This is a genomic window from Paenibacillus agilis (assembly GCF_007786455.1).
Taxonomy (GTDB): domain Bacteria; phylum Bacillota; class Bacilli; order Paenibacillales; family Paenibacillaceae; genus Paenibacillus_B; species Paenibacillus_B agilis.
Window position 1 is genome coordinate 1,833,423 of record NZ_VNJK01000001.1, and the last position, 17,058, is coordinate 1,850,480.

A 17,058-nucleotide genomic window follows, 5' to 3' on the forward strand; every position below is an offset into this window, starting at 1 on the left:
AGTGATGGAATATGATCGGTGCATTTGGAGAAGTGAATTTCCTAGTGACAAACGAGAAAATCCGAACCTATGACGACTTTGTTCGAACGTGTTCGCCGCGCTGGGCAGATCATGAGGTAATCGGCAAAAAGCCAGTTTCACAATTTATCGGACCAGGCTTAGACGAGATATCATTCTCGATGTCTTTCCGTCTATCACTCGGGATCGATCCACGCTATGAAATTGATAGATTGGTTAACATGCAGCGAAGCGGGAAACCGTTCGTCTTAACAATCGGCAAGAAGGCAATTGGCACATACAAGTGGGTGCTCGTTGGATTTGAGGAAAAGCATGTCGCAGTGAGTAATAAAGGTCTTATTCTTTCCGCGGATGTCAGTGTCCGACTAAAGGAGTATGCACGATGAAGGTTAACTTTGCTCCTACAAGCTTACGTGAAGAAATCGAACAGAACATTGACTGCATCTTAGAAACGATCCAAGGAACTGCGCCTCTTGCGCGTGGCTTTGGCTTAGACAAGACGGATGTAGATTCGTTGGATAATTTAATTGAGGCTCGAATGACTAATAAAGTCATAACTGCAATCCAAGAGCATGAACCGCGAGTCCAAGTCACGGAGGTTTATTTCCCGGCAGGCGAGGATGGCAAGATAAAGCCCAAAGTTAAATATGTAATGGTGGAAGAGGGTGAGGACACTGAATGATCTCCCGGACATCAGCTTTGTTGACGAAGATGTTAACAAGACTGTTTCAAACTTAATCACTACCTACGAGGCGCTATCAGGCCGTAAGCTGTATCCAGCTGATCCTGTGCGCCTCTTTTTGTTGGCTATTGCCTCAATATTGAGTCAGCAGCGAGTGCTCATTAATCAGACGGCCAAAGAAGTATTCCTTCGTTTCGCTAGGGGTGAGATTATTGATTTCATCGGAGAAATGTTCAATGTGAAGCGATTGCCTGCGGATGCCGCTAGAGTGACAATGGAATTTACTCTTTCCCTCCCTCGCACATCTGCAACAATTATTCCAATTGGTACACGGATTGGAGCACAGGGCGGCGGTGGTGCTATCTACTTCGCGACAACTGAAGTGTTAGAGATTAAGCCAGGGGAACTAACAGGAAAAGTGTTGGCCGAATGCTCTGTGACTGGTATCGGTGGCAATGGTTTTATTCCTGGACAACTCAATGTGCTGATCGATCCGATACCATTTGTACTTAGTGTCAATAACACGACAGCCAGCTCGGGCGGCGCAGAAATCGAATCAGATGACGCTTTTCGCGAACGAATACGGGCAGCTCCTGAATCATTTTCAACAGCGGGCCCGTTTGAAGCGTATCGTTTCTGGGCATTGACAGCAGGATCAGGAATTGTGGATGTGGGTGTTGATTCTCCCAGCCCCGGTGTAATCACACTTGTGCCATTGATGGCGGACGGAGCCTTACCAACTCAAGATGTATTGGACGCAGTGCTCCTTGCTTGTCACGACCGCCGAATACGGCCCCTGACTGATAAGGTGTCAGCTATTGCCCCGACGACGATATCGTATAATATCGCGCTGACATACTACATCAATAGAACAAGGGCAGCAGAATCAATTAGTATTCAGTCTGCTGTTTCTGCGGCAGTTGATAAATACCGATTATGGCAAAAGTCGAAGCTCGGAAGGGATATCAATCCATCCGAGCTTATTTCACGTGTTATGACCGCCGGAGCTTTTCGGTTGAATGTAACCTCACCAGTATTTACGGATGTAAGCTCGCTGCAGGTAGCACAGGACGCAACAGTCACGATTACATTCGGGGGGCTTGTAGATGACTGAGTTAATTAACTTAAGCCTCTTAGATATATTGCCGCACAGCCTGCGCGGGGATGATTCAGTAGTTGCAGCAGCTAAAGCGATTGACAAAGAGCTTCAAGGCATAACTGAGATGGTGCAGCGACTTTCTATATTTAAACACTCAGACCAGTGGACGAATGATGAGACGAATGAGCTTGCATGGCAATTTCATGTGGACTTCTACGATCCATCATTACCACTACCCCAGCGCAGAGAGCTTGTACGCAACGCAATTAAATGGCACAGGCAAAAGGGTACACCAGTTGCGGTCGAGGAACTGGTTGTAACTCTATTCGGGGATGGGAAAGTAGAAGAATGGTTCGAATATGGTGGGCAGCCTCACCACTTTCGAGTTGTCACCAATAATCCTGGCGTTACCGCCGAACGAGCTCAAGACTTCATTGACGCAGTGGACTCCGTAAAACGAGCTTCTGCCAAGCTGGAGCGGGTGATCATCAACCAAACCGAAAGCATGCAAATCATGTACGCGGCTGTATTACACATGGGTGAAAAAATGACAGTAGAGATGGTGAGATAATGGCAGGATTCGGAGGTTTACAGTTCACGGCCAAAGGTCTTAACCTATTAGCCAAAGCACAGACAGGTGTGCAACTGAAGTTTACGAGAGTAGCAATCGGGGACGGCCAACTTGCTAACGGCCAGACAATTCCTACACTTAACGCACTTATTAGCGAGAAAAAATCGCTGCCTGTTATTAAGCTGATTATGCAATCTCAAGGCAAGGCCGTAGTAGGAGCTAATCTTTCCAATCAAGATGTTACGGTTGGTTTTTTCTTTAGAGAGCTGGGTATCTTTGCGACGGACCCGCAGGAAGGCGAAATCCTATACTGCTATGGTAATGCAGGCGTAAATGCGGAATTTATCCCTCCGAGGGGTGGGGCAGACATCATTGAGAAAGCTATCGATACGGGAGTCATTGTTGATCAGGCGACGAATATCACCGCGACAATCGATAACTCTCTTGTCTGGGCAACTCATACTGAGCTCGCAACTAAAGTGGACAAGGTTCCTGGCAGGCAGCTCTCCACCGAGGACTATACGACCGCAGAAAAGCTGAAGCTTGCTGGTGTAGCGGCTAGCGCAAATAACTACACTCATCCTCCAACGCATCCAGCGACCATCATTACTGTCTCCGATGCGGACTTCCCAGGAGAAACAACGTTGATGGGAGTACTTCGTGGTTTAAAGTCGCTTGCCAATAGCATCAAGCAAAAGGTCGCTGTTGCTATTGGTGCTCCTGCTGGAGCTAATGACACAGGCGACCAATTGGCGAAGGTTATTAATGATGCAAAAGCTTTAGGGGCTAGGAATCTTATCGATAAAAATGTATCGGCAAGTGCAACTGAATCGATCACAGCTTTGTTCGGGAAAATAGCCAATGTCGTAAGAGGCTCTGGTAATGCTCAGGTTCACGACGTACTGCAAGATAAGACTTTTACCAATGACAGTGGAGTTCCGCAAGTAGGCACGTTCCCCGACTTCAGAGCTGGAGGTCTTTGGTCTCCTTTATCTTACAGAGTGGAAGAGGGATATAAGATCTATGTCCAACCCAGAGCGGGGGCGTACAGCACGAACGGTGAGTTTACCATAGATGCACCTAACCTTAAAGCTCAACATGTCCGAGCGGGTATAGAAGTCTTAAAAGGAGTTAAAGGTACATTGCAACCGGGACGACGAACAGCCCGAGTGGAACGTAGGATACTCACAAGATCAGAGATTGTTCCCGAGGACGGTTTTGTATGGGCGGAATTTACTGCGGCAGAGGTTCCATTCGTACCGTCTCTTGTAATCACGGAGTTAAATGGGTATTTTGGAGGCTCTACGGGAGACATCATAAATTTAAACCTACTAAATAATAGGAATACAAATTATCTTTCTAACTATGGACGTACAATCTTTGAGACATCTATATCCATACCGTTCGGTACTAATCCCGGTCGTGTGTATATTAAGCTATATGGTCCAGCGATTTTTACACCTGGCAACGCATGGGGTGAACGAGCGGTCAATATGACATTCTATGAATAGGAGGGTGAAAATGGAGCAAAAAGGATAATTGATTTCTATGGGGTTCGGGTTGGCAACTCTACCTATTTCATTAATTCAGTAAAGCGCCATGCAGAGCATGAGCGTTATTTTTGTGTTCTCAAGTTTTAGTTGCTCCTGAGCCGATCAGGAATATGAAAATCGGGGGAAATGACATGAATCAATTTACGAAATTAATTGCTGAAACGATCGGCTTTAAGACAACGGAGCAAGTAGCAGCAACAGCAACGGTCGGGGCGTTCGGAACAATGGCCGCTTATATGTTTGGAGGATGGCCAACATTGCTGCAGGTGTTACTTATGATGGTCATCATCGATTATGTATCTGGAATTACTGCAGCAGGATTGACAGGAACTTTACGCAGCGGAATTGGATTTATTGGTATCGCTAGAAAGATACTCATTTTTCTTATTGTTGCCATAGCTCACCAAGTAGATCTTGTGCTAGGTGATCAGCACATGATACGAGACGCGACGATTTTCTTCTACATGGCTAACGAACTACTCTCCATTATCGAGAATGCAGGTCGTATGGGCGTTCCTGTTCCATCTGTCATCCGAAAGGCAATAGAAATCTTGAAGGACAAGGAAGGTGGTAAACGATGAAAATCGCCCAGATGGGAAATGAGCATACCAATTCTAGCAGCCGTAAGGGGCATGTTCCGTTTGTAATTGTAAATCACATAAGTTCAAGCACTATGAGCAGTATGGATAACTGGTTCCGCAGCAGCGGGAACGAGGTTTCATCTGCTCATTTCGGTGTGTCCAAAGACGGACGCGTACACCAGTATGTCGATATCAAGCTTGCTGCTTGGGCTAATGGTTTAAAGGCAGCGGCTATTCCTAATGCTCCATCCATTGTTGTTAAAGAAATGAAGGTCAATCCGAACTTATACACAATCAGCATTGAGCACGAAGGCACAGACGGAAATCTAACCGAAGCACAGTTCACAGCATCTGTTTGGCTTCACGGTCATATCCAAGCAGAAGTTAAACGGATATGGGGCAAAATTATCAAACTCGACGCTCGGCACGTTATCGGACATTGTCACATCGATCCGATTCGAAAAGCAAGCTGCCCTGGTCCTAGGTTTCCGTGGGATAGACTATATCAAGTATTGAAAGGGGAAGAAGAAATGTTGGAAAAAGTAAAGGTTGATGTTAACGGCAAAAAAGTTGGGGAAGGACTATTAGTCAACGGCATAACCTACGTTCCCGTCCGAGTAGTGGGGGAAGCTTTGGGCGCGGTGGTAGATTGGAACGAGAAGAACAAGACGGTCAAATTAACTCCTCGGGAGGGTTGAGGAGCATGGCCGTAAAATTTATAACGCCTTCAAGTAAAGTTGAAATTCAAGCGAAGAGCTTTGATAAACTACCAGATTTGAAAGATCACAACGATGGAAGCGAAGCCTTAATACTTGACACTGGCGAAGTATTCCGTTGGGGTGAGGGTGAATGGCACAGAATTTAGGCATGGTAGCAGCGGTAGCTAAGTCTATGGTTATGAGATACCAGAAGCCACAGATTCGTAGCTCGAAGAAGGTGGCGCTCGGGGACTCGATAACGTTTGGCAATGAAGCAAATGTCCGCCAGTATCCAACATGGTTATCATGGGCAACCAACAGTATGGTTATCAATGCAGGGGTAAACGGAAATAGATTAGATCAAATGCTTGCTAGGCTGGATATAGACGTGATTGCTCATCGCCCAGGTAGTTGTATAATCTGCGGTGGAACCAATGACGGAAACAGTGGACGGCCATTGCAAGCAGTTGCAGCAGACTTCAAAGCCATTACAGCCAAACTTGTCGCCAATAACATTGATCCGATAATTTGTTCAGTTCTGCCGCGAGATGACAACCTAGCAATCATGCCATTCATATATCGCTTGAATGAATGGCTGCAAACATTTTGTCTGCAGCAAGGTTTTATATTTATTGATTTATTTTCCGTGTTTGCTGATGAAAAAGGATTGCCTAAGCCAGGCTATTTGCTGACAGACAAGCTACACCCGACGCAGCTCGGAATGAGAGTTATTGCCGAGACTATTGCCGCGCATTTGCCAACAACCAAGTTGCTTCCAGTAGTAGCAAAAGGAGACACTTCGACAACTGTGCCTAATCCACTCTTTGCAACTGGTACCCACGAAGTAGCAGCGGGTTGGGGGAAGTACGGCAGCGCGGGGAATCTGCTAAAGTTTAATCGAGCAGACGGTTGGCAGACAGTTGAGAAGGATATAGGCAACGCATTGCAAACGGGCGGCTTCCAAGTCAAGCTTCCATCAAGCCTGGTCGAAAATAGGTCATACAGAGTGGAAATGGACATGGACTTTAGGAGCAACTTGGACTCCGTATGCACTTCATATTTCCAGTTCAAGAGTGCAGCGGGCGTGGTGCTAAATGGAGCTGTGTATCTGCTTAGGTCTCCAACGCTTAGGAGAATAGACAGGCTGAGAGTCACGGCTGATATTGCTGTGCCTGCTGGAACGGTTAGCACGGAGTGGATAACCTTCGGCCAATCCGTTGATTCATTCACGCTGCGAATAGCCAATCCACGTATTGTTGAAAATCTCTAAGGTAAGTAATTAAACATAGACATTACAACGATTAGGTGATAATCTTGTTCCATACACTTTCGGCATTAAAAAGAGCCGCAAGGGATTTGTCCCTAGCGGCTCTTTTTCTATTTGAAATACATATCAAATAATTCTACTTTCTTCAGATTGTCTAGCAAACCAACGAATTATTTGACTGGCCACTGTTTTAAGGCAGGTAGCAAAGTCACCTAATTGATCTTCAGGGCATTCATACCCCTTTAACCTATAATTAGTTTTTGCATGAGCAATCCTGTTCCTTGTATCTGAAATTGCTGAGGCTAATTCTTCAAGACATTTTGATCTTTCTTCTTTGCTACTGCTTAAATCGAATTTTTTAATTTTCTTTAAAAATGGGGGAGCGAATGATACCAAATCCATAATGTCACAGCATGTTTCAATAGTCAATTTAATTGCTTGGCTATCTTTAGTTCTAAGTTTATGTTCATCATATAATTTTTCAAGCTCAAGTATGAAATTAGCGTCTGGTTTTAGTGAGGTAGGACTATGAAGTTTTTTAGTAATTGAATCGACCATTTCTTTACGTAAAACCGTTTGGGATACATATTCAATGACTTTAGTGTACATAAGGATTAGAAATTCAGGATCACGAATCTCATTAGCGGAATTGTAAATGTTAATAACATCAGATAGCCCCTTTCCTTGTAACAAAGGTCTTAATCTAATCGGGTCATCGTTAAACTCATCTTCCTCAATATCTTCCCCTATGAAATTTTGTCTGTTGGGGGTGTATAGATTTAATCCCAAACTAGTTCCTAATTCAAAAATGAAAGCCTGGACAATAGCGTCGATTGATTCTTCTTCTATTGTTTCGGATGATGTGATTTCTATAAAAAGATCTGACTCTAGTAGTGGAGGGAAATATTTATCATAAAGCCGATCCATAGTTAGACGCAGGCTATAACAATTTAATCCATTTCTTAAGGACACTGTTATTTTTTTTGAATTCCATATATCAGTAATTTTCAACTCATCTACAGGTATAAAGTCAAGTTCATATTTCTCATGACAGTCAGTATAGACTAGAACTCGATTCGAACTAATAAATTTGGAATCATTAACTATTTTCCCGTTTTTCGCATCGTTAATTAGGTTATGGAATTCTAGGAAGTTAGTACGTTCAGTAAGAGAAAAAATAGCACTTTCTCCTGGTAGAAGAACCACTAGTTCCGTCTCCTTACTAATTTTTATAAATTCATTATAGAATTTCTCCTTATTATCATACGAAATCAAGATTCCGTATTCATCGCAAAACTCTTTAATCTCATTGAATTTTTTCTCCAAATCATGTGTACAAAAGGTAATCTCCATTTAAACGCCCCATTTGTTTTGGTTTCGTTAGATATCTAGAATGATACCAAAATGTTACATGTTATGCCATATAAAACAGCCCCACGGCACTACATCCATTGGGGCTGTTTCGATACTCCATGCACAAACTTTTTTCGAAGGCTACATTTAAAAGTTAAATTAATTCGAACGCACACTCAGTGTCGAGTATATATCGGCCATCATCTAATTTGATGATTGTATTAAACGGCTCCACGTCATCGGATCTTACGATAGTGCCATGGTATTCAATCTGCGGCTTGCCGTTAAAGCTAACTAGTACTTTTGATCCTACTTCCGTACCTTGCTCAGGAAATTCGAAGCCATGTCGCACCACGGCCTCTTCTGTTGCTTCGCGCACAAAGTTCGCTAGGCTGAACATCTTTTTCAAATGATCATGACCCAGCGGATAACTAGCTGATTTGATTACCGAGTTATTTTTCTCTAGGAAGTGAATAAACTCGGCTACTTTTAATGAATCTCTATACAATCTATCCAAGCTAGCACAAATCACTACAAGCTCTTTATGTTGATCAATCAAGGTTTTCATCTTGTTGAAAGAAGAATGTTTGTCAGAAACGTTTACGTTAACGTCTTGGAATATTTCAATAACTTCATATTCAGTTACTTTTGCAAAGTTATTGCACAACTCTATTTGTTTCTGAACAGAAATTAAATCTCGAGCACGTGCGTAGATAACTGCTTTCATACAACACTCTCCTTAATATTTTTACTATTTTCATAACCAAAGTTTAACATCGGAGAAGGTGATAAGGAAATGAATTAATTTATAATTTTGTCAATGTTAAATCTCCAGTAATATGGTTTATATCTAAGCTGTAGGTTGCAGCAATACGTTCAAACTGACAGTTTTCCGTGCTTGCAAGGCAGTGGGGACATTTTTTTGTATCGATTAAAACAATATCGTGAAACGGCTGCCAACATAATTGGCAAGACGTTTGTAAAACATCTATACGCATATACTTAATTCCTCCCATATCTAACCGCATTGTGTGGATCGATTATGGAGTAGGTGCGGTCTTAAAAATATTGAGGGACCGAAGCCCCTCTATTGTTTAACACGTCTTTCTATTTCATCCCACGTAGTAGCACCCAAACAGCTGCCGGCACGTACGCGGCTGATTGCTTCATCTACAGTTAGATTATCCTCGCGCATCCAAAACTTAATACTCATTACATGTCGTTTTATCTTCTTTTCAAAGGCGCCCTCTAATGTGCTCATTTTACTACCACCCAAAGCAATGCTAGAAGGACAAGGGTGGTGGATAGCATTACGGCAAATGTTGCTCGTTGCATCTTGCTCATCATAAAAACCTCCTAGTTATGATATACTGTGGATAAGACGACCGACCTTGGGTGCCTGCCCCCGAAGGGGCAAGCACTTTCTAATCATTTTTCTTTTAATAAGAAAATGACTAGGGTGATCACTGCAATCAAGAGATTAATCATCGCCGTGAGAAGTGGGATTATCTCTTTGATCTTGGATCGGTCGTCTTTTTGCTGTGTTTGTTGTTGCTCTGGCTGTTCTTCCTCAGTATGTGGTTCTACTAATTCCTTTACCTGTGCTTGCTCAGGTCTATGTTTCTTGTGTTTTCGCTTTGCCATCGTTTCACCTCCTCTCTACATTTTCTATAATATACTTGCGTGAGTACATAGTCAATAAGTATTTATACTTGCGCTAGTATATTTTTCGGGTGTTTCATATACTTGCGTGAGGAAACCTTGAGTGATAAGATTGTAGTAAGAAAGGAAAGATGAGTATGGACGAAAAGAAGGGTACACCTGCAACCCGCGCTAAAAATAAATACAACGCTGCAAATTATGATCGTTTGTATCCTTACGCCCCAAAGGGAAGAAAAGAAGTGTATGAAGCTGCGGCTACGAAAGCTGGATATAGTCTGAATGAATATATAATTAAATCAATAGAAGAAAAAATTGAACGTGATGAAAATAAGTGCAATAAAAAAGAGCCACAGGAATAGTCTGGGCTCTTTTATTATGTATATATTAAGATTATGTTTGTTTCTTGTTTCGTTCTTCAACTTCCTTAAATCTTTGTACTAGATAGCTAGTTTTATAAGAATTCTCAATCGCTTTTTCCCAATCCTTTACTTTGGATTTTAGAAAATTAAATTCATCCCTAGATAATTCACTTAGAAGCCCTCCCTCATATCTCATAACAAGTAAGAATGATTGATACAACTCAATTGTCATGATTGATGAGAGTGTATTGACTTTTAGTAGATCGTATTTTGCTGAGTTGTATTCATTTATTTGTAAATCATTTTGCAGTGTGATTATATCACCAGATGCATGAAATGCATCATAACCGACTATCAAGTATTCCTTCAAATACATTAACTTATTCGAATTAAGCACGATTTCGTTTTCTAAGAACACCTTAATAATATCGTTTGCTTTTTCTTTTTCTTCAGAAATTTTTGAATTTTCTTGTAGTTCTAAAATCTTGAATTGATTTTTAGCTTGATATCGTGCTCCTAAATATGTTGCTACTCCTCCAATAAGAGCACCTATTAAACCTATCCATACTTCCATTAGAAATCATCCTTCGCTTACATAGTTGTTTGAATTACTATTCAACATGTTTTTCTCTCATCCTCTTTATTGAGCATCAGGATAGAGTTTTCTTGGATTAAGAATTGGAATTCTAAAAATAAACTAACTGGATGAAATAAGAACTAATGATCTCTTCTGGTTGGTGTGAAATGAGTGAATGGCCGGAATAAATCTATACGGAGGGAAAGAAGAAGTCTAAGCGGGATAATATTAATTTGTGCCACTGCAAAACAGGTCTGAAAGGATTGAAAGAGCATATGTGTGCACTCTATGCTTTATGGTGCTCACATGCTGAGATAAGCCAGCAGATAGCAGATCTTTTTCGAAATGAGCAAGCAAAGAAAAGCCACGGGAATAATCCTGTGCTGTTGTTAATCCGTTTTGATGATTTGTTTCGGTTGTAAAATTCTAAGTTTTTTAGTAAAATGGTTGTAAGGAATAATTTTCAAGGGGGATTGAGTGTGAATTTAATAGTTCCAGTAGATGCTGCTGAAATCATAAAACTTGAGTATAGTCGAAGTGTTCGTTCCAGAATTATCAAGCTAGTCGAACAGGGATACATACTTGCTAATGAGGCTACTCGTCATGTATCATTTTTAAATTGGGATCTAGGAAAGAGACATGAAGGATATCTTAGGCCGTTAGCAATTAACTATCTCTTTAAAAAAGATATAGAGCAGAATCTTCTTCCGTTGTCTTACTCGTACGAATTTAATAAGAATAAGAGTCATAAATACTTAGTGTTCCAAAAAGGAAATGTGAAAATGACACTAAGTCAAACCAGTACAAGTAAGTCAGTGGCTAGGCCAGCTTTTTTTAGAGATAAGCTGCAAGAAACAAATCAAATTCGCTTCAATCTTTTTAATGAGGAAATGATTTTGAATGATAGCCCAGAGTATTATATGTTGTTGACTTATAGCTCTGGTGGAGAAACACCAAGATTTATCAATATTGGAATGCCAGGAAAAGATGCATGGATTGAAAAGGTGAATTTACTCTCTGAACCTCATTTGGTTCAAATTGATGGCCAAGACATCGATAAAGAAGAAGTTATTCAACAAGAGAACCTTATTGGTCTAAAACAGTTTGTAAAAGAGGTGGAAGAAGGTGGAGGTAAGTAATCGATTCACCAAATTTGTTGCAAGCCGATTGATTGAAGCAAGAGAAATTAGAGGAATGACCACAACGGAGTTGGCAAAACTCATTGGGGTTTCACAACAATCTGTTTCCAAGTATGAGAATGAGGGCGCCGTTCCTACATTTGATACACTTGAGAGTATTTCAACTGCATTAGAATTACCTGCGACTTTCTTTTATAAGCCACAAGTTGAAGGTAATGACTCAGTTGTATTTTTTAGAAGTAAATCAGCAGCTACTGTTAAGTCTAAAAAAGTACATTCTCACAAAATAAAGTGGATAAAAGAAATTGCTGATTACCTTGAACAATTTCTAGAACTTCCGCAGGTTAATATCCCTAGGTTTATAACTAGAGAACGGTATATTCCCACAGATTATACTGAGATTGATGAGATGGCATTAAAAGTACGTGAATTATGGGGGCTTGGTAATGGCCCTATTAGTAACGTTGTCTTACTACTAGAGAAGATGGGTGTGATTGTGGGGCGCTCATCTTTTTCTGATTATAGTATTGATGCTTGTTCTTTCTGGATAGATGATGAGAGGCCTATTATGTTGTTAAGCAATGATAAGACAGCTGCGCGGTCTCGTTTTGATGTTGCGCATGAACTTGCACATCTTGTGCTACATTCAAAAATCAGTCAGACGGAATTCAATAACAAAGAGAACTACAAAGCAATAGAGAATGAAGCTCATCGTTTTGCAGGAGCATTTTTATTGCCTTCACCTAGCTTCGGAACGGAAGTTTTGTCGACCTCCTTAGAACACTTTATCTCACTAAAAAAGCGTTGGAAGGTATCTATTGGAGCTATGTCTTATAGATCCAAAGATTTAGACATTTTTAGTGATTATCAGTACATTAACATGAGAAGTAAAATGGCAAAAAATAAATGGCTGACAAAAGAACCATTAGATGATGAACTTCCATTTGAAGAACCTGTATTGTTGAAGCAAGCTATAGAAGCAGTGATTGATAATCGCATCAAAACAAAACAAGATTTTGTTAGTGATGTAGGTATACACAGAGAAGAGATTGAAGCTATCGCAAATCTCTATAGTGGCTACTTACTTCAAAATGAATCGGCAAAAGTGATTCCAATTAGGTTTAAACAGTAAACTTTGGCACGGGATTAATCCTATGCTTTTTGTTTAATGAATGGATTTAAATGAGCCCCTGTATGTAGGGGCTTTTGTTATATCTATTCACACGCTACGCCGTCTCCGTCCCGATCCAACTGGCTACTGTATCCTGGATCGCCTTTTCGTAATGGAGCAGCGCCATCATCTTTGGCAGCCTTGCAGTTCTTGTAGTTCACGGTGTAAACGGTCGTCATGGTCTCTGTGTAGGAGTTTGTCTGATTCTCTGCTACCGTATCATCAAAGCCCGCATCGGTCGCGTAGTTCTCGATGCTCCATATACCTATCTCAGCTTTACGTGCTTTGTCTTGGACCTCGCGAAAATGGTCAACGTACTTAATGTTAGGCGGGTAGACATAAGCAACCCGTGCCAAACCTTCTTCTAATAACATCTCGTTAAACATTTTATCGCCAATCCATACGTAAGCAAGCAGCCTGCCGTACTTTTCTCGTTCGCTCACGTCAAGCTCAAGTTCAATTTCTTTACCATCAAGTGTCTTTTTGGAAAATTCGGAAGCCTCTGGACCGAATGGCTGCACAGGCTTGCCAGGGTGCTGAGTCTCGGGAGTATCTACTAGCAATAAACGCACATCCTCAATCTTCCCATTTAGATCGACTTTGATTGTGTCCCCGTCAGAAACTTTTGTCACCTTGGCTTTGATGCGGTTCTTATTTTCATGCTCTTGTTTAGTTGCTGCAACTGGCTTGCTGGCGGTTACGGTTTGCGTTTTATCAGTAGTACACCCGGCAGTGATAAGAGCCAATGCTACTAGCCAAATCCAAACCCTATTTTTCATGCTAACCTAAGCACCTCATTTGGTTATTTAGAATATCTCTGATTTTCATGTGCGACTATGAAAACTATACCTAATTCAGTAGCTGCATTTATACTATATTTGATTCCGTTGCGAATAGATGCACTTTTAAGGCCGATAATATCAGCGTTTGGATCAGTTAATCCTATTTCATTTAATACATCGCCTCGTTCTTCTTTTTTGAGTTCAGGATTTGTTACTGCCACAATAGCGCCAATGGAAACAAAAATGTCAGCAACGGATGTAAGTGTTCCGTCCCCAGAGCCTACTAACATCAAGTCACGAATTTCTCCAGTTTTTTTATGTACTGTCCCCTCGATAAAAAAGGTCTTAGTAAAGCTGTGCTGGAAAGTGTCATTTTCAGTGCCTTTTTTCACTTTTAAATTCTCAATCCTGAGATTATTCGAGTCTAGTTCTTTAACCTTTGAATTAAATGCTTTTACAAATTCATCCTGTATCATGCCTATTGACAAGGGTGATGTACTTTTATTCTGTTTGTTCTCTTGAATTGTACTTGTTGATTTAGCTGCTTGATCAGTTCCACCTTTTAAATCTTCATTAATATCAAGCATAATACGTATACCAATAGGAGCGATGATTATCCAAAACCACCAGCGTTTAAAAATAGGTTTTTTCTTCTTTTGCATGTGTAGGACCCCTTTATATATATTTGATGATCGTATGAAAAGGCAGCCCCGGTTAAGGGGCTTTTGCTGTAATTACTCGCATGCTACGCCATCGCCATCTCGATCCAATTTCGAGCTGTATCCCGGATCTCCTGCGTACAACGGCGCAGCTCCTGCTGCTTTAGCGGCTTTACAGTTTTTATAATATACAAATTCTTGTTTTGGTTCTTCTTTCGGTTCTGGCTTAGGTTCAGGTTTTGGCTGCGGTTTGGGTGCAGGCTTTTTTGGTTTGGTGTCTTCGTCATTATCATCTGATTCTTCATCTTGTTTAGTTACAGGCTTTTCTTGTTTTTCAGCAACCACTGGCTCTTCCTGTTTCGGAAGGGGTGGAGTCAGTAAAGCTGCGACTGTTATTAGCAGAGTAGCCACTAGAGTAGATATAACTGATTGTTTGAATTTCTTTTTGGCTCTGCCATCTCTTTTTACTGCAGATATTAGTGATGCAATAGTGAAGAAAAATGTACCTATTAAACATACAACGCCTAAACTAAGAAAAACCCAATTCATAGATGTTCTAGCCCCTTTTTTATAATATGTACTTGAGTAGGTTACCAAAATGTTACTAATTGTACCATGAAAATTTTGGGTCTTTTGTTTGTGTAGGACTAATCTATCAATTTCTCATGTAATATTTTCAATCACACATTATAATGGATTTATATACTAATAGGGTGGTGTACATGTGGACCCGACTTTATCATACATAGGTTTAAGTGTTTTGGATGCGCTTGCAGTAAACTTGCTGATTCTCAAGCTGTACCGTCTTCCAGTCAGAAAATATATATTTCAGATACTAATATTCTGCGGCATTATTGCAATTGTCTCATTCACTATGCGAATAGCAGTCGGCCAACCTGAGTGGGACCTTCCTATTCAATTCGTTCTATTTCTGCTTTTCTATAGGTATACACTCAAATATAGAATGCACTTATCGGCGTTCATACTTGGTTCAGGGTGGTCAGCTTATATATCTCTCCAAATGATTATTTATCATTTAACATCATGGGCTGGTCTTTCTAATAATACGGTTATTTTCGATACTGCAGGGTTATCAGTATACATTATCCAAATATCTTCAATTACTGTTGCACTATTAATAAGCTTATTCTTATGGGTTACAGGTAGAGGATTCTCATTTATATTAGTGCCACCACATGACTTCTTTTTCAAGGAGAACTACGCTGAGTATGGTAATAGAGTTGCTATTATTAGTGCAGCAATATCGACAGTGACGATTTTTGTAACTCTGGCGCTGTTGTTTGCGCAACTCTATATTGGAATTATGGTACTGTCCTTAGTGACCTTTGTGACTGCATATTATTTCTCTGATCGGAGTGAGGCCGAGAATGCTAGAAAGGCTATCGCGCAGTATCGCAATAAAAGCTATTAATAATTCTGCAGATAGTGAGGCCGATCTTGAGGTTATTACATACGGTCTTACAAATCGCTTATGCAGGTACACAATAAATTTATTCACGTTTCTAATAGGTTTTTTGCTGGGTCACATTTTAGAAGCTTTATTTGCGCTTGTAGCATTGAAAGTGATAAGAACATTATCAGGAGGGGTTCATTTTAAATCCCTTACAGTTTGTGCAATCGTGACATCATTGTTTTGTGGATTGTTACCGTTAGTTCAACTAGAAATGGAAATTAAAATTATTTTTACGGCTCTATCATTATTTATGTATATAGTGTGGGCTCCAAATGTGTATGAAGAATTAGTTGTTGAGCGAAATGACGACCAATTAAAATTATTCTCGAGTTTAGTTGTAGCGAGCAATTTCTATTTCCAATCAAGTATTTTAACAATCATTTTTTTCGTTCAAGGTCTAACCATTATTAAGTGGAGGAGGTGAGAGACGATGAATATTAAACTTTCTAAATTAATTATTAAAAGCTCCGAAAAAGAGGCAGTAAACCAAGCCAAAAGGAAAAAGAGCGTATTTGGAGCACTGGCAGTTCCGCATTCTTTAAAGCAGCTAATAGAGAAGGCTAAATAAAGCTATGCATTACATGAAATCTTATTTTTCCGTCCCTCTCGATGAAGGTAACGATGATTTTTCATTCACAGTTAATGACCTGTTATTCGTGCAGAACTGGAATCCATTTAAAAAGGTCGAGGTTCCAAGATACTTTACCAAAAAGGGCTTATATACCGTTCCGTTATCTTTGGAGAATTGCGACGAGGGGTTACAGAGCTTTGAACTTGTGCAACCCTGGCATCTTGTAAACAAGGCTTTAATAGCTAAGATTGAGTCAGAAAATTATGGACATATGATTTCGTTTAAGAGCATTGATTTAAAGATAAGCATTTCTAATGCTAAATATGAGATCATCGATTTAGTTAACACAACTGAGGAAACGAGACATGTATTTGCCGTAGAAGTAGAAACTAGAAAAGTTGTCGTTTTAGCACTCAAAGATGTATGTGTAATTGAATTGTTCGATACTAAAAATGGATATCGAGTCCCAAGTTTTCTAACTCATTTAGGTTTGTATGAGCCCGGTCTTACATTAAGGCAGTGTAAAGATGTTTTTCCTTTTTTAACGCAAATAGATAGTGGAGTATTAGCGAATGTAGAAAACATTAAACAGATCGAAATAACCCCATACGGTCAAGTAGTACACTTCTATGACAGTGAATATACAACTTCAATAGGTAAAACGATGGCGAAACGTTTTCGAGGCATCGTACCCATAATTGAGACTCGCTAAATAAAATAGCGAGTCTTTTTGATTAACACAGGATTTGTCTATTGTCAAGAATTTTCAACCCCCCCTAGCGCAAAAAAAACTAATCGTCGGAATTCGACAAAATATTCCTTTCCTTTTTGGTATGATCTAT

The 17,058-nt window shown here is 40.4% G+C and carries 25 protein-coding genes; 16 read left to right on the top strand and 9 right to left on the bottom strand.

Annotation, left to right across the window (positions count from 1 at the left end; all coding sequences use genetic code 11):
* Positions 1-11 precede the first annotated feature (11 nt).
* The 9 genes from FPZ44_RS08260 to FPZ44_RS08295 all read left to right on the top strand — a co-directional run bounded on the left by FPZ44_RS08260 (position 12) and on the right by FPZ44_RS08295 (position 6,472).
* Entirely contained in the window at positions 12-404 is a 393-nt protein-coding gene (locus FPZ44_RS08260; protein WP_144989160.1) for a phage tail protein, read from the top strand.
* Positions 401-700, top strand: coding sequence for a GPW/gp25 family protein (locus tag FPZ44_RS08265; protein ID WP_144989162.1), 300 nt, complete (start codon positions 401-403; stop codon positions 698-700). The genes FPZ44_RS08260 and FPZ44_RS08265 overlap by 4 nt, the downstream gene beginning before the upstream one ends.
* Complete coding sequence (locus FPZ44_RS08270) at positions 684-1,814, top strand: baseplate assembly protein (RefSeq protein ID WP_144989164.1); 1,131 nt, start codon at positions 684-686, stop codon at positions 1,812-1,814. Before FPZ44_RS08265 ends, FPZ44_RS08270 begins: the two co-directional genes overlap by 17 nt.
* The gene (locus tag FPZ44_RS08275; protein ID WP_144989166.1) at positions 1,807-2,370 is read left to right on the top strand and encodes a phage tail protein I; all 564 of its coding nucleotides are present in this window, start codon (positions 1,807-1,809) and stop codon (positions 2,368-2,370) included. Before FPZ44_RS08270 ends, FPZ44_RS08275 begins: the two co-directional genes overlap by 8 nt.
* Entirely contained in the window at positions 2,370-3,881 is a 1,512-nt protein-coding gene (locus tag FPZ44_RS08280) for a phage tail-collar fiber domain-containing protein (RefSeq protein ID WP_144989168.1), read from the top strand. Before FPZ44_RS08275 ends, FPZ44_RS08280 begins: the two co-directional genes overlap by 1 nt.
* Before the next feature lie 173 nt (positions 3,882-4,054).
* On the top strand, positions 4,055-4,504 hold the full coding sequence (locus FPZ44_RS08285; protein ID WP_144989169.1) for a phage holin family protein: 450 nt from the start codon (positions 4,055-4,057) through the stop codon (positions 4,502-4,504).
* Positions 4,501-5,202 (top strand): N-acetylmuramoyl-L-alanine amidase, encoded by a 702-nt coding sequence (locus FPZ44_RS08290; RefSeq protein WP_144989171.1) that lies wholly within the window; start codon positions 4,501-4,503, stop codon positions 5,200-5,202. The genes FPZ44_RS08285 and FPZ44_RS08290 overlap by 4 nt, the downstream gene beginning before the upstream one ends.
* Positions 5,203-5,207: 5 nt before the next feature.
* Complete coding sequence (locus tag FPZ44_RS26415; protein ID WP_186785964.1) at positions 5,208-5,369, top strand: hypothetical protein; 162 nt, start codon at positions 5,208-5,210, stop codon at positions 5,367-5,369.
* The gene (locus FPZ44_RS08295) at positions 5,354-6,472 is read left to right on the top strand and encodes a GDSL-type esterase/lipase family protein (RefSeq protein ID WP_144989173.1); all 1,119 of its coding nucleotides are present in this window, start codon (positions 5,354-5,356) and stop codon (positions 6,470-6,472) included. The genes FPZ44_RS26415 and FPZ44_RS08295 overlap by 16 nt, the downstream gene beginning before the upstream one ends.
* A 123-nt stretch (positions 6,473-6,595) precedes the next feature.
* On the opposite strand, the gene FPZ44_RS08300 is transcribed toward FPZ44_RS08295, so the two are convergent.
* From FPZ44_RS08300 to FPZ44_RS08315, 5 genes are all read right to left on the bottom strand, one after another.
* A complete protein-coding gene (locus FPZ44_RS08300; protein ID WP_144989175.1) occupies positions 6,596-7,822 on the bottom strand; it encodes a hypothetical protein in 1,227 nt (408 codons plus the stop codon).
* Between the two features lie 154 nt (positions 7,823-7,976).
* Positions 7,977-8,549 carry a recombinase family protein gene (locus FPZ44_RS08305; RefSeq protein ID WP_144989177.1) on the bottom strand — a complete coding sequence of 191 codons (573 nt, stop codon included), beginning with the start codon at positions 8,547-8,549 and terminating at the stop codon, positions 7,977-7,979.
* A gap of 79 nt (positions 8,550-8,628) precedes the next feature.
* Positions 8,629-8,820 carry a hypothetical protein gene (locus FPZ44_RS08310; RefSeq protein WP_144989179.1) on the bottom strand — a complete coding sequence of 64 codons (192 nt, stop codon included), beginning with the start codon at positions 8,818-8,820 and terminating at the stop codon, positions 8,629-8,631.
* A gap of 89 nt (positions 8,821-8,909) precedes the next feature.
* Positions 8,910-9,083, bottom strand: coding sequence for a hypothetical protein (locus FPZ44_RS26420; protein WP_186785965.1), 174 nt, complete (start codon positions 9,081-9,083; stop codon positions 8,910-8,912).
* Between the two features lie 167 nt (positions 9,084-9,250).
* Positions 9,251-9,466 (bottom strand): hypothetical protein, encoded by a 216-nt coding sequence (locus FPZ44_RS08315; RefSeq protein ID WP_144989181.1) that lies wholly within the window; start codon positions 9,464-9,466, stop codon positions 9,251-9,253.
* Positions 9,467-9,621: 155 nt separating this feature from the next.
* On the opposite strand from FPZ44_RS08315, the gene FPZ44_RS08320 reads away from it, so the two are divergent.
* Positions 9,622-9,843: a transcriptional regulator gene (locus FPZ44_RS08320; RefSeq protein ID WP_144989183.1), complete on the top strand. Its 222-nt coding sequence runs from the start codon at positions 9,622-9,624 to the stop codon at positions 9,841-9,843.
* Positions 9,844-9,874: 31 nt separating this feature from the next.
* Here FPZ44_RS08320 and FPZ44_RS08325 read toward each other — a convergent pair whose 3' ends face one another.
* The gene (locus FPZ44_RS08325) at positions 9,875-10,417 is read right to left on the bottom strand and encodes a hypothetical protein (protein ID WP_144989185.1); all 543 of its coding nucleotides are present in this window, start codon (positions 10,415-10,417) and stop codon (positions 9,875-9,877) included.
* A 482-nt stretch (positions 10,418-10,899) separates the two neighbouring features.
* Here FPZ44_RS08325 and FPZ44_RS08330 point away from each other — a divergent pair, with 482 nt between their 5' ends.
* Both FPZ44_RS08330 and FPZ44_RS08335 read left to right on the top strand, forming a co-directional pair.
* A complete protein-coding gene (locus FPZ44_RS08330; RefSeq protein ID WP_144989187.1) occupies positions 10,900-11,559 on the top strand; it encodes a hypothetical protein in 660 nt (219 codons plus the stop codon).
* On the top strand, positions 11,546-12,691 hold the full coding sequence (locus FPZ44_RS08335) for a helix-turn-helix domain-containing protein (RefSeq protein WP_144989189.1): 1,146 nt from the start codon (positions 11,546-11,548) through the stop codon (positions 12,689-12,691). Before FPZ44_RS08330 ends, FPZ44_RS08335 begins: the two co-directional genes overlap by 14 nt.
* A gap of 83 nt (positions 12,692-12,774) precedes the next feature.
* On the opposite strand, the gene FPZ44_RS08340 is transcribed toward FPZ44_RS08335, so the two are convergent.
* From FPZ44_RS08340 to FPZ44_RS26670, 3 genes are all read right to left on the bottom strand, one after another.
* Positions 12,775-13,509 (bottom strand): thermonuclease family protein, encoded by a 735-nt coding sequence (locus FPZ44_RS08340; RefSeq protein WP_144991744.1) that lies wholly within the window; start codon positions 13,507-13,509, stop codon positions 12,775-12,777.
* 23 nt (positions 13,510-13,532) lie between these two features.
* Complete coding sequence (locus FPZ44_RS08345) at positions 13,533-14,174, bottom strand: hypothetical protein (protein ID WP_144989191.1); 642 nt, start codon at positions 14,172-14,174, stop codon at positions 13,533-13,535.
* A 72-nt stretch (positions 14,175-14,246) separates the two neighbouring features.
* Complete coding sequence (locus FPZ44_RS26670; protein ID WP_222429796.1) at positions 14,247-14,720, bottom strand: excalibur calcium-binding domain-containing protein; 474 nt, start codon at positions 14,718-14,720, stop codon at positions 14,247-14,249.
* Positions 14,721-14,895: 175 nt separating this feature from the next.
* Between FPZ44_RS26670 and FPZ44_RS08355 the strand changes: the two genes are divergently transcribed.
* Genes FPZ44_RS08355 through FPZ44_RS08365 form a run of 4 tightly spaced genes read left to right on the top strand, consistent with a single transcriptional unit; the run spans position 14,896 to position 16,928 of the window.
* Positions 14,896-15,603: a hypothetical protein gene (locus FPZ44_RS08355; protein WP_144989193.1), complete on the top strand. Its 708-nt coding sequence runs from the start codon at positions 14,896-14,898 to the stop codon at positions 15,601-15,603.
* The gene (locus FPZ44_RS27080) at positions 15,560-16,069 is read left to right on the top strand and encodes an accessory gene regulator B family protein (RefSeq protein WP_144989195.1); all 510 of its coding nucleotides are present in this window, start codon (positions 15,560-15,562) and stop codon (positions 16,067-16,069) included. The genes FPZ44_RS08355 and FPZ44_RS27080 overlap by 44 nt, the downstream gene beginning before the upstream one ends.
* Positions 16,070-16,075: 6 nt before the next feature.
* On the top strand, positions 16,076-16,213 hold the full coding sequence (locus FPZ44_RS26425; RefSeq protein ID WP_186785966.1) for a hypothetical protein: 138 nt from the start codon (positions 16,076-16,078) through the stop codon (positions 16,211-16,213).
* Positions 16,214-16,217: 4 nt separating this feature from the next.
* Entirely contained in the window at positions 16,218-16,928 is a 711-nt protein-coding gene (locus FPZ44_RS08365; RefSeq protein ID WP_144989197.1) for a hypothetical protein, read from the top strand.
* Positions 16,929-17,058: the final 130 nt, after the last annotated feature.

Bases quoted from the DNA above. Each gene is read 5' to 3' on its own strand.
- FPZ44_RS08265 (WP_144989162.1), top strand. From the start codon at position 401: ATGAAGGTTAACTTTGCTCCTACAAGCTTACGTGAAGAAATCGAACAG.
- FPZ44_RS08345 (WP_144989191.1), bottom strand. From the start codon at position 14,174: ATGCAAAAGAAGAAAAAACCTATTTTTAAACGCTGGTGGTTTTGGATA.
- FPZ44_RS27080 (WP_144989195.1), top strand. From the start codon at position 15,560: ATGCTAGAAAGGCTATCGCGCAGTATCGCAATAAAAGCTATTAATAAT.
- FPZ44_RS26420 (WP_186785965.1), bottom strand. From the start codon at position 9,083: ATGAGCACATTAGAGGGCGCCTTTGAAAAGAAGATAAAACGACATGTA.
- FPZ44_RS08290 (WP_144989171.1), top strand. From the start codon at position 4,501: ATGAAAATCGCCCAGATGGGAAATGAGCATACCAATTCTAGCAGCCGT.
- FPZ44_RS08340 (WP_144991744.1), bottom strand. From the start codon at position 13,509: ATGAAAAATAGGGTTTGGATTTGGCTAGTAGCATTGGCTCTTATCACT.
- FPZ44_RS08275 (WP_144989166.1), top strand. From the start codon at position 1,807: ATGACTGAGTTAATTAACTTAAGCCTCTTAGATATATTGCCGCACAGC.
- FPZ44_RS08285 (WP_144989169.1), top strand. From the start codon at position 4,055: ATGAATCAATTTACGAAATTAATTGCTGAAACGATCGGCTTTAAGACA.
- FPZ44_RS26670 (WP_222429796.1), bottom strand. From the start codon at position 14,720: ATGAATTGGGTTTTTCTTAGTTTAGGCGTTGTATGTTTAATAGGTACA.
- FPZ44_RS08320 (WP_144989183.1), top strand. From the start codon at position 9,622: ATGGACGAAAAGAAGGGTACACCTGCAACCCGCGCTAAAAATAAATAC.
- FPZ44_RS08315 (WP_144989181.1), bottom strand. From the start codon at position 9,466: ATGGCAAAGCGAAAACACAAGAAACATAGACCTGAGCAAGCACAGGTA.
- FPZ44_RS08300 (WP_144989175.1), bottom strand. From the start codon at position 7,822: ATGGAGATTACCTTTTGTACACATGATTTGGAGAAAAAATTCAATGAG.
- FPZ44_RS08365 (WP_144989197.1), top strand. From the start codon at position 16,218: ATGCATTACATGAAATCTTATTTTTCCGTCCCTCTCGATGAAGGTAAC.
- FPZ44_RS26415 (WP_186785964.1), top strand. From the start codon at position 5,208: ATGGCCGTAAAATTTATAACGCCTTCAAGTAAAGTTGAAATTCAAGCG.
- FPZ44_RS08260 (WP_144989160.1), top strand. From the start codon at position 12: ATGATCGGTGCATTTGGAGAAGTGAATTTCCTAGTGACAAACGAGAAA.
- FPZ44_RS08325 (WP_144989185.1), bottom strand. From the start codon at position 10,417: ATGGAAGTATGGATAGGTTTAATAGGTGCTCTTATTGGAGGAGTAGCA.
- FPZ44_RS08305 (WP_144989177.1), bottom strand. From the start codon at position 8,549: ATGAAAGCAGTTATCTACGCACGTGCTCGAGATTTAATTTCTGTTCAG.
- FPZ44_RS08295 (WP_144989173.1), top strand. From the start codon at position 5,354: ATGGCACAGAATTTAGGCATGGTAGCAGCGGTAGCTAAGTCTATGGTT.
- FPZ44_RS26425 (WP_186785966.1), top strand. From the start codon at position 16,076: ATGAATATTAAACTTTCTAAATTAATTATTAAAAGCTCCGAAAAAGAG.
- FPZ44_RS08280 (WP_144989168.1), top strand. From the start codon at position 2,370: ATGGCAGGATTCGGAGGTTTACAGTTCACGGCCAAAGGTCTTAACCTA.
- FPZ44_RS08310 (WP_144989179.1), bottom strand. From the start codon at position 8,820: ATGCGTATAGATGTTTTACAAACGTCTTGCCAATTATGTTGGCAGCCG.